At 63.7% G+C, this 24,373-nt stretch carries 15 protein-coding genes; 6 read left to right on the plus strand and 9 right to left on the minus strand.

The features are described from left to right. Nucleotides 1-62: 62 nt before the first annotated feature. The gene (gene senA / locus FKL89_RS03590) at nucleotides 63-1,262 is read right to left on the minus strand and encodes a selenoneine synthase SenA (RefSeq protein WP_156861399.1); all 1,200 of its coding nucleotides are present in this window, start codon (nucleotides 1,260-1,262) and stop codon (nucleotides 63-65) included. On the opposite strand from senA, the gene senB reads away from it, so the two are divergent. From senB to FKL89_RS03610, 4 genes are all read left to right on the plus strand, one after another. After that, a complete protein-coding gene (senB, locus tag FKL89_RS03595; protein WP_162527381.1) occupies nucleotides 1,243-2,205 on the plus strand; it encodes a selenoneine biosynthesis selenosugar synthase SenB in 963 nt (320 codons plus the stop codon). The genes senA and senB overlap by 20 nt on opposite strands. Nucleotides 2,206-2,274: 69 nt before the next feature. Beyond that, a complete protein-coding gene (gene selD / locus FKL89_RS03600) occupies nucleotides 2,275-3,336 on the plus strand; it encodes a selenide, water dikinase SelD (RefSeq protein ID WP_156861403.1) in 1,062 nt (353 codons plus the stop codon). A 191-nt stretch (nucleotides 3,337-3,527) separates the two neighbouring features. Beyond that, complete coding sequence (locus FKL89_RS03605) at nucleotides 3,528-4,514, plus strand: oxidoreductase (protein WP_156861405.1); 987 nt, start codon at nucleotides 3,528-3,530, stop codon at nucleotides 4,512-4,514. Nucleotides 4,515-4,602: 88 nt separating this feature from the next. Beyond that, on the plus strand, nucleotides 4,603-5,115 hold the full coding sequence (locus FKL89_RS03610; RefSeq protein WP_156861407.1) for a transporter: 513 nt from the start codon (nucleotides 4,603-4,605) through the stop codon (nucleotides 5,113-5,115). A gap of 176 nt (nucleotides 5,116-5,291) precedes the next feature. Here the strand turns inward: FKL89_RS03610 and FKL89_RS03615 are convergent, their stop codons facing one another. The 7 genes from FKL89_RS03615 to FKL89_RS03645 all read right to left on the minus strand — a co-directional run bounded on the left by FKL89_RS03615 (nucleotide 5,292) and on the right by FKL89_RS03645 (nucleotide 19,144). Continuing rightward, on the minus strand, nucleotides 5,292-6,389 hold the full coding sequence (locus FKL89_RS03615; protein ID WP_156861409.1) for a hypothetical protein: 1,098 nt from the start codon (nucleotides 6,387-6,389) through the stop codon (nucleotides 5,292-5,294). Nucleotides 6,390-6,464: 75 nt separating this feature from the next. Continuing rightward, nucleotides 6,465-6,917, minus strand: a complete 453-nt coding sequence (locus FKL89_RS03620; RefSeq protein ID WP_156861411.1) for a DUF4124 domain-containing protein — start codon at nucleotides 6,915-6,917, stop codon at nucleotides 6,465-6,467. 20 nt (nucleotides 6,918-6,937) lie between these two features. Further along, entirely contained in the window at nucleotides 6,938-8,716 is a 1,779-nt protein-coding gene (locus tag FKL89_RS03625; RefSeq protein WP_156861413.1) for an alpha/beta hydrolase family protein, read from the minus strand. A gap of 258 nt (nucleotides 8,717-8,974) precedes the next feature. Then, on the minus strand, nucleotides 8,975-14,368 hold the full coding sequence (locus FKL89_RS03630) for a S8 family serine peptidase (protein ID WP_162527382.1): 5,394 nt from the start codon (nucleotides 14,366-14,368) through the stop codon (nucleotides 8,975-8,977). A gap of 202 nt (nucleotides 14,369-14,570) precedes the next feature. Then, entirely contained in the window at nucleotides 14,571-16,772 is a 2,202-nt protein-coding gene (locus tag FKL89_RS03635; protein ID WP_156861417.1) for a TRAP transporter permease, read from the minus strand. Between the two features lie 105 nt (nucleotides 16,773-16,877). Then, nucleotides 16,878-17,849, minus strand: a complete 972-nt coding sequence (locus FKL89_RS03640; protein ID WP_156861419.1) for a TAXI family TRAP transporter solute-binding subunit — start codon at nucleotides 17,847-17,849, stop codon at nucleotides 16,878-16,880. Between the two features lie 140 nt (nucleotides 17,850-17,989). Beyond that, complete coding sequence (locus FKL89_RS03645) at nucleotides 17,990-19,144, minus strand: DegV family protein (protein WP_162527383.1); 1,155 nt, start codon at nucleotides 19,142-19,144, stop codon at nucleotides 17,990-17,992. A 540-nt stretch (nucleotides 19,145-19,684) separates the two neighbouring features. Between FKL89_RS03645 and FKL89_RS03650 the strand changes: the two genes are divergently transcribed. Beyond that, entirely contained in the window at nucleotides 19,685-20,887 is a 1,203-nt protein-coding gene (locus FKL89_RS03650; RefSeq protein ID WP_156861423.1) for an ammonium transporter, read from the plus strand. Nucleotides 20,888-20,919: 32 nt separating this feature from the next. Here FKL89_RS03650 and FKL89_RS03655 read toward each other — a convergent pair whose 3' ends face one another. After that, nucleotides 20,920-21,990, minus strand: coding sequence for a DegV family protein (locus FKL89_RS03655; RefSeq protein ID WP_156861425.1), 1,071 nt, complete (start codon nucleotides 21,988-21,990; stop codon nucleotides 20,920-20,922). Nucleotides 21,991-22,461: 471 nt separating this feature from the next. On the opposite strand from FKL89_RS03655, the gene typA reads away from it, so the two are divergent. Continuing rightward, entirely contained in the window at nucleotides 22,462-24,306 is a 1,845-nt protein-coding gene (gene typA / locus FKL89_RS03660) for a translational GTPase TypA (protein ID WP_156861427.1), read from the plus strand. Nucleotides 24,307-24,373: the final 67 nt, after the last annotated feature.

Raw genomic sequence — 24,373 nt, forward strand, 5'->3', positions numbered from 1 at the left:
AGCCCTGATCGGACGGGGATCTTCACGAAAAGCTGATACTTCCGGACACTGATGCAAACTGCTCAGATCGCACACGTCCGGAATCCGGCAAACACGTCGCTGCGACCGGCGGTAAAGTAGTTGCGATAGCGCGGGTGGTGCATGAGCGGCAGCGTGGCGTGTGATCCACCGCGCAGCACGCGATGCTGTCCATCGAACCACGGCGCCGAGTATTCGCGATAGCGGTCTGGCGTGAAGCCGGGGTAGGGGGCGAACGTGGTCGCAGTCCACTCCCACGCACCGTTGCCCCATTCGATCAGGCCGTTTGACGCTGCGTATTCCCATTCGTGCTCGGTGGGCAGGCGACGGCCAGACCACATGCAATAGGCGTCCGCCTCGATGGCGCTCACGTGAACCACCGGTGCGGACAGATCAAGTGGCTGCCAGCGGTCAAAGCAGCGTTGTTGCCAGCCTTCGCAGCCATGCTCTTCATCGCGGCGCCAGCACGACGGATGCGCGGCACCAGTACGCGCGGCGAACGCCCCGGATTCGACAAAGGCGAGAAACTGTGCATTGCTTACCGGCGCGCGGTCGATGCTGAATGCCGCGACTGCAACGTCGTGAACGCCACGCTCGTTGTCAAAACTGAATCCCGGGCCGTCGTAACCCGCGCGCAATGGCCCGGCGCCGACAGCGACTTCATCGCCCGCTGGCGATGCACGCGGTGCACGCACCCACGCAGGCCGCGGCCACGCCAGTGCCTGCGCGCACCACGCGATAGCCTCCAGATGCATCGCCTCGTGGAACAGTGACAAGCGGAACGGATACAGCCCGGCATCATCGTCGGCGACCTGCGCCAGTGCCTCGAGCACAGCGCTCTGCGTCGCGTCCATGTAAGTGAGGGCACGCTCGTGCGTGAGCTGCGGCAACTGCCAGCGTGCTTCGTGGGCGATCACGTTTGAGTTGAACAGCGCATCGGCCTCGTTCCAGCAGGATGGCCGTGCGGCCACGGTGCGGCCGTCCGCCGTGTTGAACGCACCGCGCACGCACCACCATTCGGCAAACCATGCGGCGTGCGCGCATTCCCAAAGCGGCGGATTGATGCCGCGCTGGTACGGCGGCGCCAGCGCCGGCGCGTCCATCGTCTGCACATAGTCGCGGGTCAGCGCGCGCATTGCTTGCAGCGTGTGTCGCAGCGCTGCCGCGTCCAGCATCCGCGCTGCCCAACCGGCTGCGAGAACCTCCGTATGCGATAGTTGCGCGGTGAAGCCCCGTGTCGTCATCGTGTCTCCAGCCAATGCCCGCGCCAACAACGGCAACTGGCATACGGCGGCGCGTTGGGCGCGGTTTCTGTCCCACGATTATGCGGTGAAAATCGTCGAACGCTGGGCCGGTGCCGATCCGTTGCCCGATGCGATGGTGGCGCTGCATGCGCGGCGTTCTGCGGAATCGATCCAGCAATTCCGTCGGTTGCGACCCGCAGGCCGCCTGCTGCTGGCGTTGACCGGAACCGATGTTTATCGCGACATCCATGACGACGACGCTGCCAGGCTGTCGCTGGCGCTGGCCGATCGCCTCGTCGTGTTGCAGCCGCGGGCACTTGACGAACTGGATGCGAAATCGCGCATCAAAGCGAGCGTGGTTTACCAGTCGGCGTCGACGCTGAAGCCAGCCGTCCGTTCGTCGCGGCATTTCGACATCGTCCAGGTCGGCCATCTCCGTCACGAGAAGGATCCATTTACTCCGATTACGGCGCTGCGCCACCTGCCCGCCGATAGCCGAATTCGCCTCACCCAGATTGGCAACGCACTCGACGCCCATCATGCCGACGCCGTGGCTGTCGTCACGCGCGACGAGCCCCGCTTGCGCTGGCTGGGCGCGTTGAGCCACGCTGCGACGCGGCAGCGCATCAAGCGCGCCCATCTGCTGGTGATCGCCAGCCGCATGGAAGGGGGCGCCAATGTAATTGTTGAAGCTATCACCGCTGGCGTGCCGGTGCTCGCCAGCGACATCAGCGGCAACATCGGCATGCTGGGCGAGCACTATCCGGGGCTGTTTCCGTTCGGCGATGCGGCGGCCTGCGCCACGATGATGCGACGCGCCGAGACCGACGCCCGCTTTTATGACCGTCTGCTGCGCGCGTGCGGGCAATGCGCCAGGCACTTTGTGCCAGAGCGCGAGGCAAGCGGCATTCGCAGTGCCGTCGCCCGTGTCATTGCATTGTGAAGCAATGCTGTAAGCGCCTGCCTGCCGTTTGCGACAAAATTTGTCCCGCCCCATTTTCTGGAGATCCGTATGAATGCCCCCGTGACCAACAACGCCGTTGAGCCGCGTCTCACCTCGCTCTCCCACGGCGGCGGCTGCGGCTGCAAGATCGCGCCGGGCGTGCTTTCGGAGATTCTTAAGAACAGTTCCGGGCTGTTGCCGAAAGAATTGCTTGTGGGAATCGAAACCGCTGATGACGCCGCCGTCTACAAACTCAACGACGAGCAGGCACTGATCGCGACGACCGATTTCTTCATGCCCATCGTCGATGACCCGTTCGAGTTTGGCCGCATTGCGGCGACCAACGCCATCAGCGATGTCTACGCGATGGGTGGCACGCCGATCATGGCGCTGGCGCTGGTCGGCATGCCGATCAATGTGCTCTCGGTCGAAACCATCGGCAAGATCATCAAGGGCGGCCAGAGTGTCGCCACCGCAGCGGGCATTCCGATTGCGGGTGGGCACACGATTGACTCGGTGGAAGCGATCTACGGCCTCGTGGTGATGGGGCTCGTGCATCCGAGCAAAGTGAAAAAGAATGCCGACGCCAAAGTGGGCGACGTGCTGATCCTCGGCAAGCCGATTGGTGTGGGCGTGCTCTCCGCCGCGCTCAAGAAAGAGAAGCTCTCGCCCGAGGGCTACGCCGCGATGATCGCCAACACCACCAAGCTCAACAAGCCCGGCGCCGCGCTCGCCAACATGCCGGGCGTGCATGCGCTGACCGACATCACCGGCTTCGGCCTCGCCGGCCACACGCTCGAACTTGCGCGCGGCGCCAGGATGACCGCCGTCATCGAGTGGAGCAAAGTGCCCTTCATCAAGGACGTGAAAGCACTCGCCGCCGAGGGCTACATCACCGGCGCGTCCGGCCGCAACTGGGCAGGTTATGGCAAAGACGTTACGCTGCCGGCGGATTTCGCGAGTATCGATCAGGCGCTGCTGACCGATCCGCAGACGTCAGGGGGCTTGCTCGTCTCCTGCGATCCCACTATCGCCAACGACGTGATCGCGCTGTTCAATCGCGAAGGGTTTGAAAGCGCGGCTATCGTGGGGCGGATGGAGGCGGGCGCGGGGCGGTTGGTTGTGGTTTAGAAGGCCACCCCTCCGTCGTGTCGCGACACCTCCCCGGAGGCCATCACTGAGGGCGCGGCGACTCATGCAAGTCTCTCCTGCAACGCAGCGGAGATGTCGGCGTAGCCGACAGAGGGGTTGGGTGCATTGCGAACTGGTCAATAATTGACGCGAACGTCAACGTGGCGCGCGTCGACATCAAGGAGCATCGCATGAGCACTTTCAAAGCCTACCTAACCTCGCAAGAGGGCAAATCCGTCAAGACCGAACTGGTCGACATGACGACAGACCAGCTCGACGAAGGCGAGGTGCTGATTGACGTCAAGCACTCAACGGTGAACTACAAGGATGCGCTCTCCGCGACGGGTGCCGGTCGCATCATCCGGCGCTTTCCCTGCGTTGGCGGCATTGATCTGGCGGGGACGGTGGCGAGCTCCAGCGATCCGGCGTTCAAGCCGGGTGACACCGTGATCGCGACTTCGTATGACGTCGGGGTGGCGCATCACGGCGGTTACGCGCAGAAGGCGCGCATTCCGGCGGCCTGGCTGGTGAAAGCGCCTGCCGGGATGACGACGTTCGACGCGATGAGCTACGGCACCGCCGGCTTCACCGCTGCGCTCGCCGTGCATCGCATGCAGCATGACGGCTTGTCGCCCGACAAAGGCCCGGTGCTGGTGAATGGCGCGACCGGGGGCGTGGGCATGGTGGCGATCGAGATTCTGGCCAAACTGGGCTACGACGTGGTGGCGGTGACAGGCAAGGAGAAGGACGCCGATTTGCTGAAGTCGATTGGCGCGAAGGAGGTGCTGGTGCGCGGGCAGTTCGAGATGACCGAGAAGCCGTTGGGGCCGGAGACTTACGCGGGCGCCGTGGACAACCTCGGTGGCGAACAGCTCTCGTGGCTGACCCGCGTGATGAAAGTCGGCGGCACCATCGCCAGCGTGGGCCTGGCGCAAGGCTGGGAAGTGAAGACCACGGTGATGCCGTTCATCCTGCGCGGTGTGCTGCTGCTCGGCATCGACAGCGTGAATTGCCCGATGTCGCTGCGTCGTGAGCTGTGGGGCAAGCTGGCGAACGAGTGGAAATGCGACAAGCTCGCATCGCATTGCCGCACGGTGTCGTTCGCAGAATTGCCGACAGTGTTTGACGCCTATGTGAAGGGCGCGGTGACGGGGCGCACGGTGGTGCAGGTTTCCTGATCGATGCGCTGGCTGGCCGGCTGCTGTTGATGCTGTGATGCGCTGGCGCAGCGTTTCAGTCTCGATTTCCGCCGTCGCTGGAATGACCTTGGCCTGGTTGTCGGCCAACGCTGCGGCGGCTGCAGAGCCCACGGAGACGCTCAGGAACCACTACAACGATCCCTTCGTTCGGGTTACCAACGCAATCGCGGCCTGTCCGCTGCCGCGCGGGCCGTTCATGACCGAGCGCGAGGCGCAGGCCGAGGCACATCCGCGCATTGAGCGCGGCACCACCTGCTTCATGGCGGGCAAGTGCAAGGAGCCAAATGCGTACCGCTACGACGCGCGGATTGCTGAGCGGGCACAGGCTGCCGTGGTCGACGCGGTGCGCGAGACGCCTGCGCTGGCGAAATCAAGCGTGTGGCTCACCGTGCAACGGCGCTTCGTCTTTGCGCAAGGTTGTGTCGGCGACCGGCGCCAGATTGCGCAATGGGAAGCATTGCTGCGGGCGGTCCCGGACGTGGAGTATGTGAGCGCGGACTTCGCGGTGGGCTCTACGGCGAAACAGTTTCAGCGGGTGCCTTACCCGGTGATGCCGACGGGCAATGCGAAGTTGCCGTGAATGGTGTCGCCTGAGCAGCGGCGGCTTGGTTCCCGAGGACGGAATCTTTGGTTCAACTTTAGACGTCGAGCCCCATCGCATAAGGGCTAACTGCCATAAACCGCCGATAGTCGATATTTCAGAAAATTGTGGTCTGAGCCCATATCCAATGGCCTTTTTCACAAAGAGCTGATAGCTCAGCCGGGTTGCCGCGCTGTTGCCACGGCGCGTGCCAGCGTCTCGAACTTGCTGTCGCCCAGCACATGGCGGGCGAGGCCGAACGCGCGCGACACGGCCACCGCGCTGACGCGGCGCGGGGCACCGGTGCGGTCACGCTCCTGGGCGGCGCCGGTGCGGGTGTTGCCAGTGATGGTGATCACGCCGCGCGGCGACACACGCGACTCCAGCCAGCCCAGCGCAAGCCGCAGCGCCGGCTCCACCGCGCGCTGCATCTCGGCTGTCGCCGCGTGATCGTAGTAGCGCAGCAGATACACCAGCGCCTCGGCCTGGAAGCTGGCGTCATAACCGCCGCGCTCCTGAAAATAGCCAGTCGTGTGCTGCCGCTTGAGGCCTTTCTGAATGGTGTCCTCACCGACCAGCGCCAACGTGCTGTCTCCCAGGTAACGACCGCTGGCGGCGAGGGCGTAGCCGGTCAGAAAGTGACGTGAGCTGTAGGCGTCCTGCTGCGCCAGTACGGCGGCCGGATGGCTGTTGTCAGCCAACCAGTGCGCAGCGCGTTCCAGCTTGGGGCGCAGGGCGTTGATTCGCGCCGTGTAGCTGCGCGCATAGCCCGTAGTCTCCAGCAGCCACAGCGAATGTGCGGTGGCAGCGACGAAATAACTGCCGCCGAGGAAATTGTCGCGACACGGAAAGCTGCCGTCACCGCTCTGCTGGGCATAGCCCCACTCCAGCGCGCGCAGACCAGCATCGATCAGATCCATGCGGTTGCGGTTAACGCCAGCGCCAATCACCGTGTCGGCGAAGCGCTGCTCCTCAATGAACCATTCGCCGCCTTTACGCGCGGCGAGCTCGAACCCGCGATTGACGCCCATCGCGCCGGACTTCTCGACCTGCTGCAAGAGTGCATCGGCATTGCGGTAGAACGAGTCGGCGAGAAAGGCGCTGCGCTCGAAGGCGGCATCCAGGCCCGCGCCGGCAGCGCGCCACTCACGCGTGGGCGCTCCGGCGTCGCCAGTGCGCGGCGGCGATGGCGTAACCACTGGCGCCGGGTAGTCAACGCCGCGCTGTGGGGAAGAGGTCGTGCTGCAGCCGGCAAAAAGAGCAACGCCAGCCATTGCTGCAATGGCCGATGGAACACGGATCAGGTCGACGGGACGAAAGGACCAGTACACGGTGCTGATCAATGTCCGTTATGCAGCGGGCTTGATAGCCGCTGCGGTACCGGCGGACTTGCGTTTGCCGGATGTTCCGCCGTTCCCCTTCGCAGACTTCAGCTTGCTGCCCTTTGCATTGGCCGCTGCTTTGCCTGCCTTGCCGCCGGCGTCCTTTGCGGGCGTGGCTTTTGCCGCCGCTTTTCTCGCATCGGCTCGCTCCTTGGCTTCGCGCGCTTCCCTTTCGCTTAGCCGCTTGTTCAGTTCAGTGTTGTCCTTGCGCATCTGTTGGTTGGCGTCCTGTGAGGCGGATTTCTGCGCCGCGCTGTCGTGTGTGGGCGTGACCGCCTTGCCAGCTGCGCCAGCAGGGCAGGGCTTGTCGCTGTAGACCGTCTGGCCGTTCTGGTCGCAGCGGAAGGCGGTTTGAGCCGTTGCAGGCGTCAGGGCAAACATCGCGGTAGCGACGACGAGCAGTGGAAGGATACGAATCATCTTGAGTTCACATCACGGGATCATTCATCATATTTTGCCGCGCAGAACACGGGGCCTTCATTCGCCCAGTCCTGCGTCAGCAGCATGCGCGAGAGCAGGCCTTCGGTCACGTAGCGGTGATTGATCGTTGCTTTGTTGAACAGACGAGTCACCTTGACGGTATCCGAAGGACACACCGGCGGCGGTGGCGGCACGATCATCAACTGCGGCAGAAACTCCTGCGCGCGCATGGCGACGCCCTCGTCGCGTGCCCAGCTTTGGCTCCGCAGCATTGCACAGTCGCGGTCACTGGTGCTGTAGAAGTGGGAGTTCAGCGTGGCTCCGTCGTTGGCCCAGATCCGGCACATGGCAGCGCCAATCGCAGTGTCGGTGCGGTGCGTGGCGAAGCGTTGTCCGGTGCGCTGCCAGAGGGTCGGCACGCTGTCCAGCAGCGCCACCTCATCGGGACGGCCAGTCATGAAGTATTTGCGGCTGCCGGGCGAATAGAACTCCACCACTTCCAGCTCGTCGCGCGAGCCCCAGGCCAGCGTCTTGCGGATTTTCACGCGGTCGTCGGAGCCGCCCGGGATGTTGTCGATGCTGTTGAAGGCGGTGCGATCAGTCTGCTTGCGCGACAGGTGCGCCTTGAAGAACGCGAATGTCCAGCCAAAGACTTCCGGCGCGTCCTCCACCCGGAAGCCGTGCTCCATGCCTTCGATGGTGACGAAATACTTGCTGCCACCCAGTGCCTCAATCATCTGCGAGGTACGGCTGATCGGGGCCACCACGTCCGCAGTGCCGCCGATACCGAGATAGGGGACGCGGACGCCCTGCACCCCCTGATTACTGTCGCCAAAGGCCGGGAAAAAACTGTAGCCCGAGAACGGAACATAGCCCACCACCGCCTTGTAGCGGTTGTCGCGCACGATGGTGCGTTCGGCGCCCCCCCAACTGGTGGTCATGACTGCGCCCTGCACCAGCATCATCGCCATGCCGCCGAGCGAGGCGCCGAAGCCGACAATCTGGTCGCGGTCGATGGTGCTGGCGTACTCCGGCTTGCCAAGGAAGTAGTCGAGCCCCTGCTTCAGGCCGAGCGGGCGGATCGCCTGCATCTCGGCAATTTCCGGGTATCTCGAAAAGACATAGAAGTAGTCGTTGATCGTGTTCAGCTTGATGCGCGAATACCGCGCGTCAGCATGAAACGGTGCGAACACCACATAGCCTTCGGCGGCCATGCGTGCAATGACCTGCACGTAGTCGTCGCCCAGTGGCGAGCCGGCGAGACCGTGGCTCAGCATCATCAGTGGCCACTTGCCGTCGCTGCTGTCGGGGTTGGCCGCGATGATGGGGCCTTCGGCACCGCGCTGCATCTTCGGCACCCTGATGCCGGAGGGCAGGGCGTAGTCGGCTCGGGTGTTGGTTGCCGTGGTAGGGTAGCAGGCGATCGCGACGTAGGGCAATTGTTTGCCGCCCTGTTTCTCGAAGACGTCGATCTGCGCCACGGTCGGCACGGCGACGCTGTAGCTGAGCGCGTTGGCGGGGCTGACCAGCAGGTCTGTTACGTAGTGAGATCCATCGGAGAGCGGATTGCCTTCCCAGTAGTCCGGGCCAGATTCGCCGGCACGCAGGCGGGTGAAATCCTGCTCCACGTTGCTGCAACCGACCGCGAAGCGTCCGGTAGCGGCCGGCGCGATACCGGCGCTGGCGATGGCGGCCGAGGCCGACAGCAGCGAAGCCAGGCCGACCGCGAGCCAGGCAGCGCAGCGTGCGCGCGCCCTTTCGGACCGGGGACAACAGCGTAGTGTGATCGTGTTCAACATGGGCATCGACCTTCCTGGTCAGGAATGCACGAAACAGGGGGAAAGCCGTCGAGGGCGCGATTTTCCCCCACCAGTACCAATGTCAGACAACGCATGATGACAAAAATTCGCCGACGTATCGAGAGTAGACGAAATGAGGAGCACAGCGGTGACATTTTCGCAACCGGCGGCATGCCACTGTCGGGAAGACCAAAAAAAACGGGGCGCGAGGCCCCGTTTGTGGTGCTGTGCCGACGCTAACGGCACATTGTCGTAGCGCTAGCCCTGGCGGCTTCGCGCCGCGTGCATCCCTGCAACGCCCAGCAGGACCAGACTGAGCAGCGCAAGCATCAGCGCCGACAGCGTCGGTATGACTGGCGTCACCACGCTGAATGTCGTCGGGTTGGCGGCGCCGACGACCGATGGATCATCCGACAGACCGGACGACTCGTTGCTGCCGTTGACATCACGGTCATATGCGAAGCTCGCCTGATTGCTGATGTTCTGGCCCGCGCCAGCCTGGTTGACGACCGTGTTGATGGTTACTACCACCGAGCCGCCAGCCGGGACGGAGCCGTTCCAGGTCACCGTGTTGCCGGTAACCGTGGCAGTGCCTGCGGTTGCCGTTGCGCTGGCGACAGTCAGCCCGACAGGAACCACATCAGTCAGCTCATTACCGGCATTGTCGGGGGACGCCGCGTTGCCCGTGTTGCTCAGCGTGATCGTATACACCGCGGTGGCACCGATGGCCGCCGGAAGCACCGGCACACTCACCGTCTTGGTGACGGCGATGACCACGTAGCGCACAACGAATGATGTCGGATTGGCGGTGCCAGCCACCGACGGATCGTCGGTGAGTGCAGTGGACTCGTTGCTGCCGTTGCCGTCGGCGTCGAACGCGACGCTACCCTGGTTGCTGATGGTCGTGCCCTCAGTGCCGGCGTTGACGGTCGCGGTAATCGTGATGGTCACGCTGCCATTGCCGGGGACGCTGCCGTTCCAGGTGACGGTGTTGCTGCCGACGGTAGCCACCGCTGTACCGCTGCTGGCGCTGGCGCTGACCAGCGTCAGGCCGGCGGGCAGCACATCGGTGAACTCGTTGCCCGGATTGTCCAGTTGCGCGCTGGCCGCACTGTTGCTGAGCGTCACCGTGTAGGTTGCCGTGGAGCCCACGCCAAAGGTGCCGGAGACGGTCTTGGTTGCCGTGATGGCAGCCGGTGACAGCGCGCGGAAAACCGTCGGGTTGGCACTGCCGGCCACGCCCGGATCGTCGGTCAACACGGTGGATTCGTTGCTGCCATTGCCATCGGCGTCAAACGCCACGCTGCCCTGGTTGCTGACGTTTGTTCCGGCCGCCGCTGGCAGCACCGTGGCAACGATGGTGATGGTCACCGTGCCATTGCCCGCAATGCTGCCATTCCAGCTGACCGTGTTGGTGCCCACCGTCGCCACGGCTGTTCCGCTGGTGGCGCTGGCGCTCACCAGCGTCAGACCGGCCGGTAGAACGTCGGTGAACTCATTGCCAGCGTTGTCGAACTGCGCGGTGGCTGCACTGTTGGTCAGCGTCACGGTGTAGGTGACATTGCTGCCGACAACGAAACTGCCGCTGACGGTTTTGGTCGCGCTGACGGTCGCCGGCGAGATCACGTTGACTGAGGCCGCCTGCTGGGTCGATGGCGCGTTTTCAGCGGACGCGTTCGCCGTCAGCGTCAAGGCGCCGACCATGCTGGGCGCAGTGACGGTTACCGTGGCGGTGACCGTTGCGCCGCTGGCAACGCTGGCAATCGTCCACACACCGGTGCCGTTGTTGAAGCTGCCGCTGGACGCGGTCGATGCCGTGATCACAGCTGCTGGCGAGCGTGCTGCCGCAACTGAAACATTGAACAGCGTATCCACGCCGGTGTTGCGCAAGGTCAGCGTGAACGTCGCGGAGCCACCAACAAGGATCGGGCTCGCCGTGCTGAGCACGTTGGTCAGCGCGATGGCGGTTTGCGCAGCCACATTGATGGTGCGCGTGGCCGTGTTGTTGCCCGCGACCGGGTCCGTCTCGGCGCCCGAGATGGCGCTGCTGATGGTCATGGCACCGACGCCACTGACTGTGGCCACGATGTTGATGCTGGCGCTGGCACCGTTGGCGAGGCTGCCAATGGTCCATATGCCGGTGCTGGTATTCAGTGCGCCGGCTGATGTGTCGGAGACATAGGTGAGGCCGGCAGGCAGCGACACGGTCGCGGTGACGCCGGTGGCGGCGGCCGGGCCGTTGTTGGTCGCGGTTAGCGTGATGGTGACGCTCTGTCCCGGTGCCGGCGCGGCCGGTGCCAGCGTCTGCGCGATCGCCAGGTCCGCCGTCGTTGCGCCCTGCAGCGTCACCACTTGTGCCCGCTTGCCAGTGGTGTTGTGGTGATGCAGCAGCAGCGCGCCGAGCGAGCCGTTGGTCGTCATGTTGGCGGTGTTCCAGGTCACTGGCAGTGTCGCGCCGTTGAGATCGAACAGCAGCGTGCTGCCGCCGAAGTTCAAACCTTGCGCTGCGGAGTTCCAGAACAGCGGACCGGTGACTTCGTCGACATTGGTGCCTGCGGTGCGGCCGCACAACGGGTTGCTGCCGAAACAGGATTGCACCTTGTAGCGGAAGTTGGTGTCGCCGGCGGTCAAACCCAGTTGGGCGGGGGTCGCCGCCAGAATGATGACGTTGTTGCCGAACGGCACCGTGTTCGCTGCCGCCGCACTGAAGCGATTCACGTACAGGCCGGCGCCTCCCACACTGATACCGCTGGTCGCGGTGTTGAACACGACGTTGATGAAATTGTCCTGCGCGGTGGCGCCGGAGGTGCCCAGCAACGAGGACAACGAGCCTGCATTGGTGTTGAACAGGATGCGTTCATAGGTGCCATCCTCGTTATTGTCAACGTGGATGTTGAACGCGACATCCGTCGGGCTACTCCAGTCGCCCCAGGTGGAGACAGCAAACAGGTAAAGGCCACTCGCCGCATCGTAGGAGACGCCAACATGCCGGATGTTGGCGTAGGACGGGATGTTTGCCTTCGCTGGCGCGCTTGCCTGCAGTTCAAACGGCGACACCAGCGAGACATCGTTGACCGGGAAGCTGCCTGTGCACGTGGGGCCGGCACCGAGCGTACCGGTGCAGACGTCTGCGCCCGACAGCGGGATGGTTGTGCTGCCGGTGGGGGCGCCGCCAGTGGCGATAACAGACGCTGCCGCCATGTCGGAGGCCGGACGAAGTGCGGCGTAGAGCGGCACGCGGAGAATCGTATTGCTGGCTTGAACGAGATTCAGGTAGCCATTCTTGTTGGTCAGGTAGTGACGCGGAATGGCGCCGAGTGCCGATGCAAGCGTTGTGTTTTGTGCGGTTTGCGTTGCATCCGCGCTGGCATCGCGCACATGGTTCATCACCGCCGCGTTGCCATCGACTCGCACATCGATGAATGCGGTACCGCCGGCGGGGACGGTGACGCTGTTGCCGCCCGGTAGTGAGAACGCGATGCCGGGAGCGTCGTTGGCGATATCAATGGCCAGCGAGAACGTTTGCGCTGTGCTGCCGTAGTTCACTACGCGTACGCGCTTGGTCTGCGTCTGCGTGCCCACCACTTCGCCGAAGAAGGCGAGATTGACGGCGCCGGCTTCGTCCGCGTTGAACGCAGCGACGGTGCTTTGCAGTGCTTTCACTGGGTCGATACGACCGGCCCCGGATTTGTCGACGCCGACGCGATTGGTGTTGCCCGGCAACTGGAAGACGTCATGCAGCGAAGTGCCCATGGCCATTGCCTTCAGCTCTTCGACGCTGCGATCGGGGAAGCGCTCCTTGAGCAGCGCCATCATGCCCGCTGCGTGCGGCGCTGCCATTGAGGTGCCGGACAGCACCAGGTTCTGACTGCCGGGCAGATAGCCGCTTGCATTGGGCACCTGGCATCCGGTCGTGGTGCAGGTGACACCGGTTTGCGCTGCCGAGATCGACACGCCTGGCGCGGCGAGATCAGGCTTGACGCCGCTGAAGCCACCAACGCCTCGTGGGCCGCGCGACGAGAACGAAGCGATGGTGTCGCTTACGCCCAGGAAGGTCGCGTTTGCAGTCGCGATGTTCGCCTTGATGTTGTTACCGTCGGCAAAAGTCACCATCACCGCCGGGATGGTCCCGCTGCCAGCGAAGGTCCCCCCCATATTGCCAAACACCCCGGCCGCCGAGTTGGCGATGATCACGCCGATGGCGCCAGCGTCGCGGGCGTTGGCATACTTGACACCGAAGCCACAGGTGCCGCGGTCAATCAGCGCAATATTGCCAGCGACGGCTGCGGCGTTGGTCAGCGGGCTGCAGCCATCCGTCGTCAACGGTCCGGCACCATCGGACGCGTCGAGGCCGACCACAATGTTGCCAGTCTGCCCGCTGCCGGCAGCGCTCGGCTCGCCAATGCTGGTGCTGCTGGTCATGGCGCTCTGCCCCACGTTGTAAACCCCGGCGATACCGCCCGGCGCGTTCAGGCGCAGGCCGGAAGCTGGTGCCGCACCGTCTGAGGTCGCTGCGGTCGCGATGACCCGCTGGCCGGAGCCGGGGGAGCCGCTGATCGTGTAAGTGTCGCCCGCGTTGCCAGCCGAGGCAACGACGATCACGCCCATGCGTGCTGCATTGTCCGCGGCAATGGCCGAGGTGGAGGCCAGCGAACCAAAGTTGGACCCGAGCGACATGTTGATTACGTCGAGCCGGTCTGACAGATCGCTGTCGTTGTTCGGGTCCACCGCCCATTCGATCGCGGCGACCGTCAGCGTGGTGCTTCCGGCGCAGCCAAACACACGCAGTGCATAGACATTGGCGCGCGGTGCGACGCCGGGGCCGAGTTTCATGCTGGCGAACGGCGTGCTGCCGTTGTACGGCCCGGCGTAAGGAGAACCATCGGCGTTGACGCCGCCACCGGCTGCGGTGGACGCTACGTGCGTGCCGTGGCCGTTACAGTCCATCGGGTCGTTGTCCGGCACCGGCGCATTGGCCCCGGTGTAGCCGTCGCCAGCAAAGTCCTTGCCGCCGACAACGCGAGCGTTCGGGAAGTACGCGTCGGGTGCGACCGTCCGGTCGTTGGCCTGATAATCGGCCAGCAAGCCGGTGCCGCCGAACGTGGCGTGCTGATAATCGATGCCGGTGTCGATGATGCCGATGCGCACGTTCTGGCCGGTAACGCCCAGCGGTTGCGGCCCGCTCCACGCTGCTGGCGCACCAATGAACGGCACGCTGGTGGAAATCGACGGCGATTCCTGCTCGATGATGTGGACGTTCTTCACCCCGGGCAACAGACGAAGCTGCTCAATGGTGGCGGCGTTGTCCACCACATAGGCCAGGCCGTTGACCGCCTTGGTCGCCCGATAGAGCGGCGTTGGCGCGAGCCCCTTGCCGACCAGCGCAGCGAGGAATGTCTGCTGCTCATCGAGGTTACGGGCAACCTGCGCGCGTGCGGCGCCCACCGCCGCTTCGGTTGCCACCTGACGGCCGGCTGCGCGAGTGACGTCGTAGGTAGAACCGTACACGCGCGCAGCGGCCTCGCCGGTCAATTCAACCAGCACTGCCGTGCTCGTTGCCGGTGCCGGTGGCACAACAAGACCGCTGATTTCCTGTGCGATTGCACCTGCGGCGAACATACAACCGGCTACCAGCGCGGTGGTGGACGCCAACCAGCGTCCGGGCGAACGCGCCGAGCGCGTGTCCGATCCAATTCCTGACATAAATGCCCCCAAAAGACAACTTGTGTGGTCTGCAGCCCGCCGCGCGAGACGCAACGTGCGGGCAACAACGATACCGGGGCAGTTTACTAAGCGGCGCGGCGCCCAGCCAGCGGGTGCACCCTTGGCTGAAACAGCGAAAGCGCGGGCGCTGCTACGCGGCTTGCCGCCGCAGCGCCTCCCGGTGGCGCAACGCCTGCGACAGCAGCATCGGGCTGGCCAGCGCTATGCCAAGCAGCAACATTTTGACCCCTGGGGCGATCATCACCAGCGCCGCGACAACAGTAAGCGCCCGCTCCCACCCCTTCATTTCGACCAGCAGGAAGCGCGACAGCGCCGCCGCGAGCAGCAGGATGCTGATGATGCAGGCGGTGAACACCACGGCAAATGCCTCCCAGGTAAATCCCTTGGTTACGATCAGCAGTGCCGGCGAGAAGACGAAGATAAGGGGCACCAGTGCCTTGCCGAGCCCGAGCCGGAAGGCGGTGTTGCCGGTTTTGAACGGATCCGAGTTGGCCATGCCCGCAGCGGCGTAGGCCGCGAGCGCGACAGGTGGTGTGATGTCGGCCAGTACGCCGTAGTAGAAAACAAAAAAGTGGGCGACGATCGGCTCCACGCCCATCTGCACCAGCGCCGGCGCTGCCACGGTGACCATGATGATGTAGTTGGCGGTGGTCGGAATGCCGCAGCCCATGAGGATGCAGACAAAGCCGGTCATGAACAGCGCACTGAGCAGCATCAGCGTCTGCTTGCTGGCGAGCCAGGCGGGCAGGAACGAAGTGAAAAATTCCGCCATCGACGCCGCTGCCGCATTCACGATGTAGCTCACCTTGAAGCCAACGCCGGTGAGCGTCACCACGCCGATGACCAGTCCGACGGTGCCTGCCGCTGCGCCCACTGCCAGCGCGTACTTGGCGCCAGTGGAGAAGGCGTCGATCAGCTCTGCGCGGGTGAAGCGCGCGGGCAGATTCACCGTCTTGAGCAATGCAACAAAGACCACGGCCGCCACCGCGAACAGCACGACGCCGTAGTTCTCAAGCTGGCCGGAAATGATGATGGCCAGCACGGCATGCAGCACCAGCATGACGGCAAGGCCTTTGGCATTGTTGCCCTGCTCGGACGTGGTGAGCCCGACGATGATGCAGCTGGTGATGCCTGCGAAGGCCGACACGTACGGTGTGAAGCCACTCATCAGCGTACCGACCAGCAGCACGAGCGGAATCAACGTTGGCCAGCGCTTGCGGAAGCTCTCCTTGACGCTCGGCAGTTCGTCAGCCGACAGGCCGCGCAACCCGGTGCGTTTGGCTTCGAAATGCACCTGCCAGAACACGCCAAAGAAGTGCATGAAGGCGGGCGCGATGGCGGCGATGACGATGGTGGAATACGGTAGCGCGAGGAACTCGATCATCAGGAAAGCGGCCGCACCCATGATGGGGGGTGTGATCTGGCCACCGGTGGACGCCGCGGCTTCAACACCGCCGGCGAAATGGCGCGGATAGCCCACCTTGATCATTGCTGGAATGGTCAGCGAGCCCACCGTCACCGCGTTGGCGACCGATGACCCGGACAGCATGCCGAACATTGCCGAACCGAACACGCTCACCTTGGCGGGGCCACCGGCATATTTTCCTGCGATGGAGGAGGCGACGTCGAGAAACAACTGGCCGAGACCGATGCGCGTCGCCAGAACACCGAACAGTACGAAGTGAAAGACGTAGGTCGCCACCACACCGACGGCGATGCCGTAGACGCCCTGGCTGGTGAGGTACTGATGGTTGACCACCTGTGACCAGGTTGCCCCCGCGTGTTTGAGCAAACCCGGAAACACCGGGCCAAACATCGCATAGAGCATGAAGACGATGGCGATGATCGGCAACGGCCAGCCCATCGCGCGGCGCGTGGCCTCGAGCAGCAATACGATCAGCGTGGTGCCCATGACCACGTCGAGCGTGTCCGGGTTGCCAACGCGAAACGCCAGATCGTCAAACACGTAGGGGATGTAGAGCGCCGCGGCGACGGCCGCGATGGCGCAAAGCCAGTCGTAGAGCGGCAGACCGAGCGGGTGGTGCCAGCTTGACTGCTGTTGCGCTGCGGTTTTTTTGTTGAAGGCGAAGACCAGAAAAATCAGGCCGAGCACGAAGGCCAGATGCACGCCGCGATGCGTCGCTTCACGCAGCAGGCCGAAGCCTGCGGTGTAGTAGTGAAAGCAGGAGAGCGCAATCAGCAGCGTGGTGACCGTGGTCGCCGCGATATTTGCCATCGGGCGAAAACGCATCTCGTTGTCGTACTTTGCTTCGAGTTCGGCGACTGCCTTTTCGTCAATACGGTCAGCGCGGTCATTGCTTGAAGTGCTCATGGATCCCCCGGATGCTGTGGCTTGATGCTGCGCCAGCAGGTACTGGTTGCAGCAAACAAAAAAGGCCGGTGATCGCCGGCCTTTTCTGCTGGCTTCCTGTCTGGTTTACTTGACCAGACCGACTTCCTTGTAGAACTTCTCGGCACCCGGATGCAGCGGAATGCCGGCGCCAGCGACGGCGTTGGCGCGTACGATGGCCTTGCCTTTGGCATGGCCGGCATCCAGCGCCTTGCGCGCGTTGTCGCTCCACAGCGCTTTGGTGATGTTGTAGACGAGCGTCGCATCCTGCTTGGCGCTGGTCACCCATTGCGCACCAACCGCCAGCGTCTTCACGGCGCCTACGCCCTTGTAGGTGTCGGCCGGAATGTTGTCGACGGCGTAGAAGCCGAACTGTTTGACCAGCTTGTCGGCTTCCGGGCCGCTGATCGACAGCACGTCAATGCCACCGGTGGCGGCCAGCTCGGCGATGGCGCCGGCCGGGTAGCCACCGACGAAGAAGAAGGCGTCGAGCGAATTGTCCTTGAGCTTTTCGCCGGCGGCGTTCGGCTTCAGGAATTCAGGCTTGATGTCCTTTTCAGTCACCCCGTACGCGGCGAGGATCGCACGCGCGTTCACCAGCGTACCGGAGCCCGGCTCGTCGAGCGAAACGCGCTTGCCCTTGAGGTCGGCGACGCTCTTGATGTTGGCCGCCTTGCGCACCACGAGGTGGAAGCTCTCGGGATAAAGGTTCGCGATCAGTCGCAGATCGGCCACCTTCGGCTTGCCCTCGAAGGTGCCGGTGCCGGTGTAAGCCCAATAGGCCACGTCGGCCTGCGAGAAGCCGGATTCGGCGCCGCCGCCCTGAATGGCGTTGACATTGGCGACCGAGCCGTTGGAAGCGACCGCCGTCGCCACCAGATTCGGCACTGCCGGTTGCGAGATGGCGTTGGCGATCAGGCCGCCGATCGGGTAGTAGGTGCCCGCCGTGCCGCCGGTGTTGATGCGGAAGAAAGTTTGTGCCGACGCAATGCTGCCTGCGGTGACAGCAAACAGTCCGGTCGCGGCACAGAGTGCGCCAATGAGTGAACGCTTGATCATCAGGAATCCTTCGAAAATTACTGGAAAGGAATTGCGCCGGTGGTGCGACGCCTGACAACCATTGTATGGGCGCGTGCGCAGAAGCCGCATGCAGGTTTTGCATGGCGGTCTGCCAGGCGCAGATACGTGCTTCCGTCGCCTCACGGATCGCTGGCGAAGCTGACCGCGAGCGCGCCACGGCCGACCAGCAGCGCGTTACCCATGCTCATGCTGGCCAGATGCAGCGTCACCTGGTGGCGCAGGCAGGCGTCTTCCAGCGCAATGAAGGCGGGCAATTGACGCACGCTGGTTTCGTCACCAGCGAAGCTGACACAGACGAAGGGCGCAGCGAGCCCGGTGCGTACTTGCTGTGTCACGCTTTCGAAGGCGCGGGCGACGGCGGCGTCGAAGCCGCGCAGTTGGGTGACGACCGACAGCTCGGCGCCTTGCGCGCGCACCAGCGGCGTACGGTCGAGCACCTTGCCGACGCCATAGCTCAACCACGCCAACGGTGCCTCGCCGTCGAGACGGCTGCGACGCTGAAAGAATGAAACGTCAGCCGGAACCACCAGCGTGCGCACCTGTTGCCGCAGGCCGTCGATCTGCTGCACTACACGCGGCACGCTGATGCCGTCATCAAGCAACCGTGCGCACTCGCAGACCAGCACCCCTTGACCGTTCAGCGCGGTGGTCGAGTCGATCACCCACATCTTGAACGGCCGCGCAATGCCTTGCTGGCGGCGCGCGCGCCCGTGTTGCAGCATCAGGTTTTGCGCAGCGGTGAGCGAGTTCATGTAGGCGTTGCCGCGGCGCGAGGCCTGGGCGATTTCGAGCACGAAGTCGGTGCTGGCGAGCAGGCGTTCGTGTACGCAGTCACCGGTGCCGGCAACGCTCAGCGGCAGCACTTGCGCATCGGGCTCGGCGCGGTTGAGCTCGTGGTCGAAGAATTCGCGGCGCCGCTCGACATCGGCCGCGCCATTGCGGCCATCGGTCTGGCTGCCGCGCGGGTTGCGCACCCGAAACGGCAGCACCAATACGCGCCGGGCGGCCAGCCAATCCTCGGGCAGATCGCAGGCGGCGTCGGTCACCAGCAAAGCGCGCGCGGCATCATGGCCACCCGTGCCGGGCACTGCCACGCTGTCGCTGACGTGATGAGTCGCGGGCGTGGTCGCAGCGACTTCCTGGCGCGGCTTCCGGACAGCGACCAGTCCCCCCGAGAGACTGTAGGCATAGGCGTCAGCGACGTAGCGGGCGACTTCACCCGGCGCACCCTGGGCGTTGGTGCGGAAACGGGCGCTGGCGGGTGTCGTGCTCATGAGTCGAAAAAATCTCCGGTTGCAGTCTTCCTGCGCGCGATGGGAGATGGCGCGAGTCGGCGCGATGCGCCGGTGAAGTCTCGTTACGCCGATCAGCCGGTTGCTTGAAAAAACGCATTCGTGGCCCGCTTTGCGCCAGTTTGTGCATGGCCAATCGGCGTACTTCGACGTGAGCATCTTTTCAATGAAAGCTATATTCGATAAGGGCTTGAAGCGTGGAAAGCTCATAAGTCGACTTTGAGCAAAATGGGGCCACAGGCCCTTTCACAAAGCTCATTGGCATAAAAAGATGCCTATCCGCAGCAACCCCATGCCCCGTGCTGGCAGTTCAGCGGCAGCGTGCTGCGGAGTCTGTCGCATCAGGATCGTCCGCACAAAAATAGTGCTCAAGCGCTTCTGATGCACCGTGAAAGCGCTCCCCGGAAAATGTCGTTCTGGTGCGCGAAGAAAAAGTGTCAATAAAACAAAGACTTGCATGCACCATTATCGGGCACGCTAATTGCTAATCCGTACAAGACTTTTTCTTGATGCGGGGGAACGGTGGAAGCACTGAAGACTGCCAACGACACGCTCTTCATCCTGCTTGGCGCGATCATGGTGCTGGCGATGCATGCCGGCTTCGCATTTCTGGAGCTCGGCACCGTGCGTGCCAAGAACCAGGTCAATGCGCTGGTGAAGATCCTGGCTGATTTCGCGGTGTCAACCGTGGCTTACTTCATCGTCGGCTACTGGATCGCCTACGGCGCGAACTTCTTCGGTCCGGCCGAAGCACTGGCGGCCAAGAGCGGCTACGAGCTGGTGAAGTTTTTCTTCCTGCTGACCTTCGCGGCGGCGATCCCGGCGATTGTGTCCGGTGGTATCGCCGAGCGGGCGAAGTTTGGCCCGCAGCTGGTTGCCACGCTGTTCCTCGTCGCGCTGGTCTATCCGCTGTTCGAACGCATCGCGTGGAACGGCGGCTTTGGCGTCCAGGCCTGGCTCAAGGCCTCGTTTGGCGAGGAGTTCCATGACTTCGCCGGCTCGGTCGTGGTGCACGCAGTCGGTGGCTGGATCGGTCTGATTGCGGTGCTGTTGCTCGGGCCGCGCACAGGGCGCTACGGCAAGCAGGGCCAGATCGCCGCGCATCCACCGTCATCGATTCCGTTTCTGGCGCTGGGCGCCTGGGTGCTGGCGGTCGGCTGGTTCGGCTTCAATGTGATGAGTGCGCAGACCATCGACAAAATCAGCGGTCTGGTTGCGGTGAACTCGCTGATGGCGATGGTCGGTGGCACGCTGGTGGCGCTGCTGGTCGGCCGCAACGACCCCGGTTTTGCCTACAACGGGCCGCTGGCCGGGCTGGTCGCCGTGTGTGCCGGCTCGGACGTGATGCATCCGCTGGGCGCGCTCGCCGTGGGTGGCATCGCTGGCGCCATCTTCGTCTACATGTTCACGCTGACGCAGAACAAGTGGAAGATCGACGACGTGCTCGGCGTCTGGCCGCTGCACGGACTTTGCGGCGCCTGGGGCGGCGTCGCGGCGGGCATCTTCGGCAGCAAGGCGCTGGGCGGCATTGGTGGCGTCGCATTCGCGTCGCAACTGGTCGGCACACTGATCGGCATCCTGATTGCGGTGTTTGGTGCCGCCATCGTTTATGGTGCGATCAAGAATTTCGCCGGGCTTCGCCTGGACGCCGAGGAGGAATACAACGGCGCCGACCTGACCATCCACAAGATCTCGGCGACGCCCGGGCTTGATCCGCGCGCCTAGCAGCCGGCTAGCGCGAATCTGCGCGGGGAGCGCTACGCAATCACTGATTGCGTAGCGAACGCGATGGAGAAGGCGTCGGCACCAACATTGAGCCCGCCGGTCATGCTCATCGTCGACAGGATCATCTGCACGCCATGCCACTGGCAGGCGACTCGCAGGTCGCTGAAGGCCGGAAGTGCGCGAACGTCGTCGAGATCGCCGGCATAGCTGAGGCAGACCACCGGTACGGTGAGTCCGCGCTTGACCTGGTCAATGCACAGCCGGATGGTGCGGTCCAGCGCCTCTTCGTGACCGCGAACCTTCAGCAGCGGCCCGGTGTGCCCGGCGTGGGCATGGATCACCGGCCGGATATCGAGCCGTTGCGCAACGTTGTAGCCCAGCCAGGACAGCGATTTGTCGCCCTTTTCGCGCGCGCGGGTGTAGAGATAGAACAGGTCCTTCGGCACTACCAGCGTATGCACCTGCCGGCGCAGGCGCTCCATCGCGGCTGCGACGTGTGGTGCCGGCACGCCTGCGTCGAGTTGCCGGATTGCCTCGGCCACCATGACGCCTTGCCCGGTAAAGCCGGTCTCGGTATCAACCACCCAGGTGCGAAAGGGATCACGATTGCCCAGCTCGCGGCGCACACGGTTATGTGATGTTGTCAGCGCCTGCATCGCCGCCAGCGAGTTGAGATAAATCTTGCTGCGGCTGGCGGTGATGGTGAGTTGCAGCACATAGTCGATGTGCGGCTCCAGATGCGACTGCAGATAGGCGCGGGTTTCGATCGGGCTGAGTGGCACAGTTGCTGCGCGCACACCGCGGGCGGCCAGATCCTTGTGGAAAAACTCGCTGGTGTCGAACTCATCGTGCGAATCGATCAGCGTCCAGTCGTCCACCTGCACGGTGATTGGCAGCACGCAAACATTGTGCTGGCGCAGCCATTCAGTGGGCAGGTCGCAGGCAGCATCCACCACCAGCAGGGTGCGCTTGCGGTCGGTCGCCGGGTGCTCCACGATCGAGGCCTCGACGGCTTCGGCGAGGGTCGCGAAGCGGCGGTCATTGGCGGCCGTATTGACGTTGAGTGGTGATTCGTACGCGTTGGCGAGGGACTGTTGTGACATGACGGCCGTATTCCGGTGCTGCAGATGCGATAGGTGTACTTTGCAAGCAGCAACAGCACACTGCGCCGGATGTTACGGGCCGTTTTTGGTTGTATGTTCAAACAACCGGCCACGAACTTGCTTTTCAGAATGTTTGCATCAGAGCAATCCCCGGGAATATGCGGACGGCATGGTGGCAGGCCGTGCAGCGGCTCATTCGCGATCGTTCCGTTCGTTGGTGCGTGTATCGGTTGGCGGCCAGTACGGGCTTGGCAGCGCCAACTGGTTTTCGGGCATTTCGGCGGTTCACGGGGGCGCGGCCACCGTCAGATTAAGCAGTCTGGCTAGTGGCGCGACTGGCATAGGTTCGCGGCTCTATATACGCCGATGCTGCGGCGCAGTAAAATAACAGGTTAACTTCTTTGCCCTGCTGCCGCCCGCCACATTCACTTTCCGTGGCCACTTGCGAGCCGGGCTCTTCAGGCAGCTCTCATGACTACCAGCGCGAACTCCGGTCTTCGCAATATCGCCATCATTGCCCACGTTGACCACGGCAAGACGACCCTCGTCGACTGCCTGCTCAAGCAGTCGGGCACCTTCGCCGCGCACGAGCAGGTCGGCGAGCGGGTGATGGACAGCAACGACATCGAAAAAGAGCGCGGCATCACCATCCTCGCCAAGAACTGTGCGGTCACTTACAAGGGCACCCGGATCAACATCGTCGATACCCCCGGCCACGCCGACTTTGGTGGCGAGGTCGAGCGCGTGCTGTCGATGGTTGACGGCGCACTCTTGCTGGTTGACGCGGTCGAAGGCCCGATGCCGCAGACGCGCTTCGTGACCAAGAAGGCGCTGGCGCTGGGTCACAAGATCATCGTGGTGGTCAACAAGGTCGACCGTCCGGGCGCACGTCCGGACTGGGTCGTCAATCAGACTTTCGAGCTGTTCGACAAGCTCGGCGCGACCGAAGAACAGCTCGACTTTCCGGTCGTTTTTGCCAGCGGCCTCAATGGCTGGGCGACCCTGACCGAGGGCGAAACCGGCACCAACATGGAGCCGTTGTTTGACACCGTGCTCGGCAAGATCCCGGCGCCGCATCTGGATGACAAGGCGCCGCTGCAATTGCAGATCTCTGCCCTCGACTACAACAGCTACGTCGGCCGCATCGGCATTGGCCGCATCCATCGCGGCACCATCAAGCCCGGCGCGCAGTATGCGCTGCGCTACGGCGACGAAGAGCGCGGTATCGCCAAGGTCAATCAGGTGCTGACCTTCAAGGGCCTGGAACGCGCCGAGGCGGAAATCGCCAGCGCCGGCGACATCGTGGCGATTACGGGCATCGCCGACCTCGGGATTGGCTACACGATCTGTGACCGCGAGAACGCAGAAGGCCTGCCGCCGATCGCCGTTGACGAGCCGACGCTGACCATGAGCTTCTGCGTCAACACTTCGCCGCAGGCGGGCCGCGAAGGCAAATTCGTCACTTCGCGGCAGATCCGCGACCGGCTGCAGAAAGAGCTGCTGGCCAACGTGGCGCTGAAAGTGGAAGACACCGAGGACGCCGACATCTTCCGTGTCTCCGGCCGTGGCGAATTGCATCTGACGATCCTGGTCGAAAACATGCGCCGCGAGGGTTACGAGCTCGCGGTCGGCAAGCCCGAAGTGCTGTTCAAGATGATCGACGGCGTGCAGTGCGAACCGATGGAGGCGCTGACCGTGGACGTGGAAGAAGGCCATCAGGGCGGCGTGATGCAGGCGCTCGGCGAGCGTCGTGGCGAGCTGACCAACATGGAAAACGATGGTCGTGGTCGTGCCCGGGTCGAATATCGCATTCCGGCGCGAGGCCTGATCGGTTTCCAGAACGAGTTCATGAATCTCACGCGCGGCACCGGGCTGATCTCGCACATCTTCGACGGCTACGCCCCGCATCGTGGCGACATTCCCGGTCGTCGCAATGGCGTGCTGATCTCGCAGGACGACGGCAATGCCGTGGGCTATGCGCTGTTCTCGCTGCAGGAACGCGGTCGTCTGTTCGTGGCGCCCGGCGACATCGTCTACGAGGGCATGCTGGTCGGAATTCACAGCCGTGACAACGATCTCGTCGTGAATCCGATCAAGGAAAAGAAGCTCACCAACGTGCGCTCGGCCGGCAAGGACGAGAACATCCTGCTGACGCCGCCGGTCAAGCTGACGCTCGAATACGCGGTGGAGTTCATCGAGGATGACGAGCTGGTAGAGGTGACCCCGAAATCGATCCGGCTGCGCAAGCGCTTCCTCGTTGAGCACGAGCGCAAGGCGGCTGCGCGGCGCGCCGAGGCGGCTGCAGTCGCCGTCTAGTCCGGAACGATCGCGGCCCGGCGCGAGCAGTCGTGCCGCGCGGGCCGTTTGATGATTGAATGCGGGC

The sequence above is a fragment of the Casimicrobium huifangae genome (assembly GCF_009746125.1).
Taxonomy (GTDB): domain Bacteria; phylum Pseudomonadota; class Gammaproteobacteria; order Burkholderiales; family Casimicrobiaceae; genus Casimicrobium; species Casimicrobium huifangae.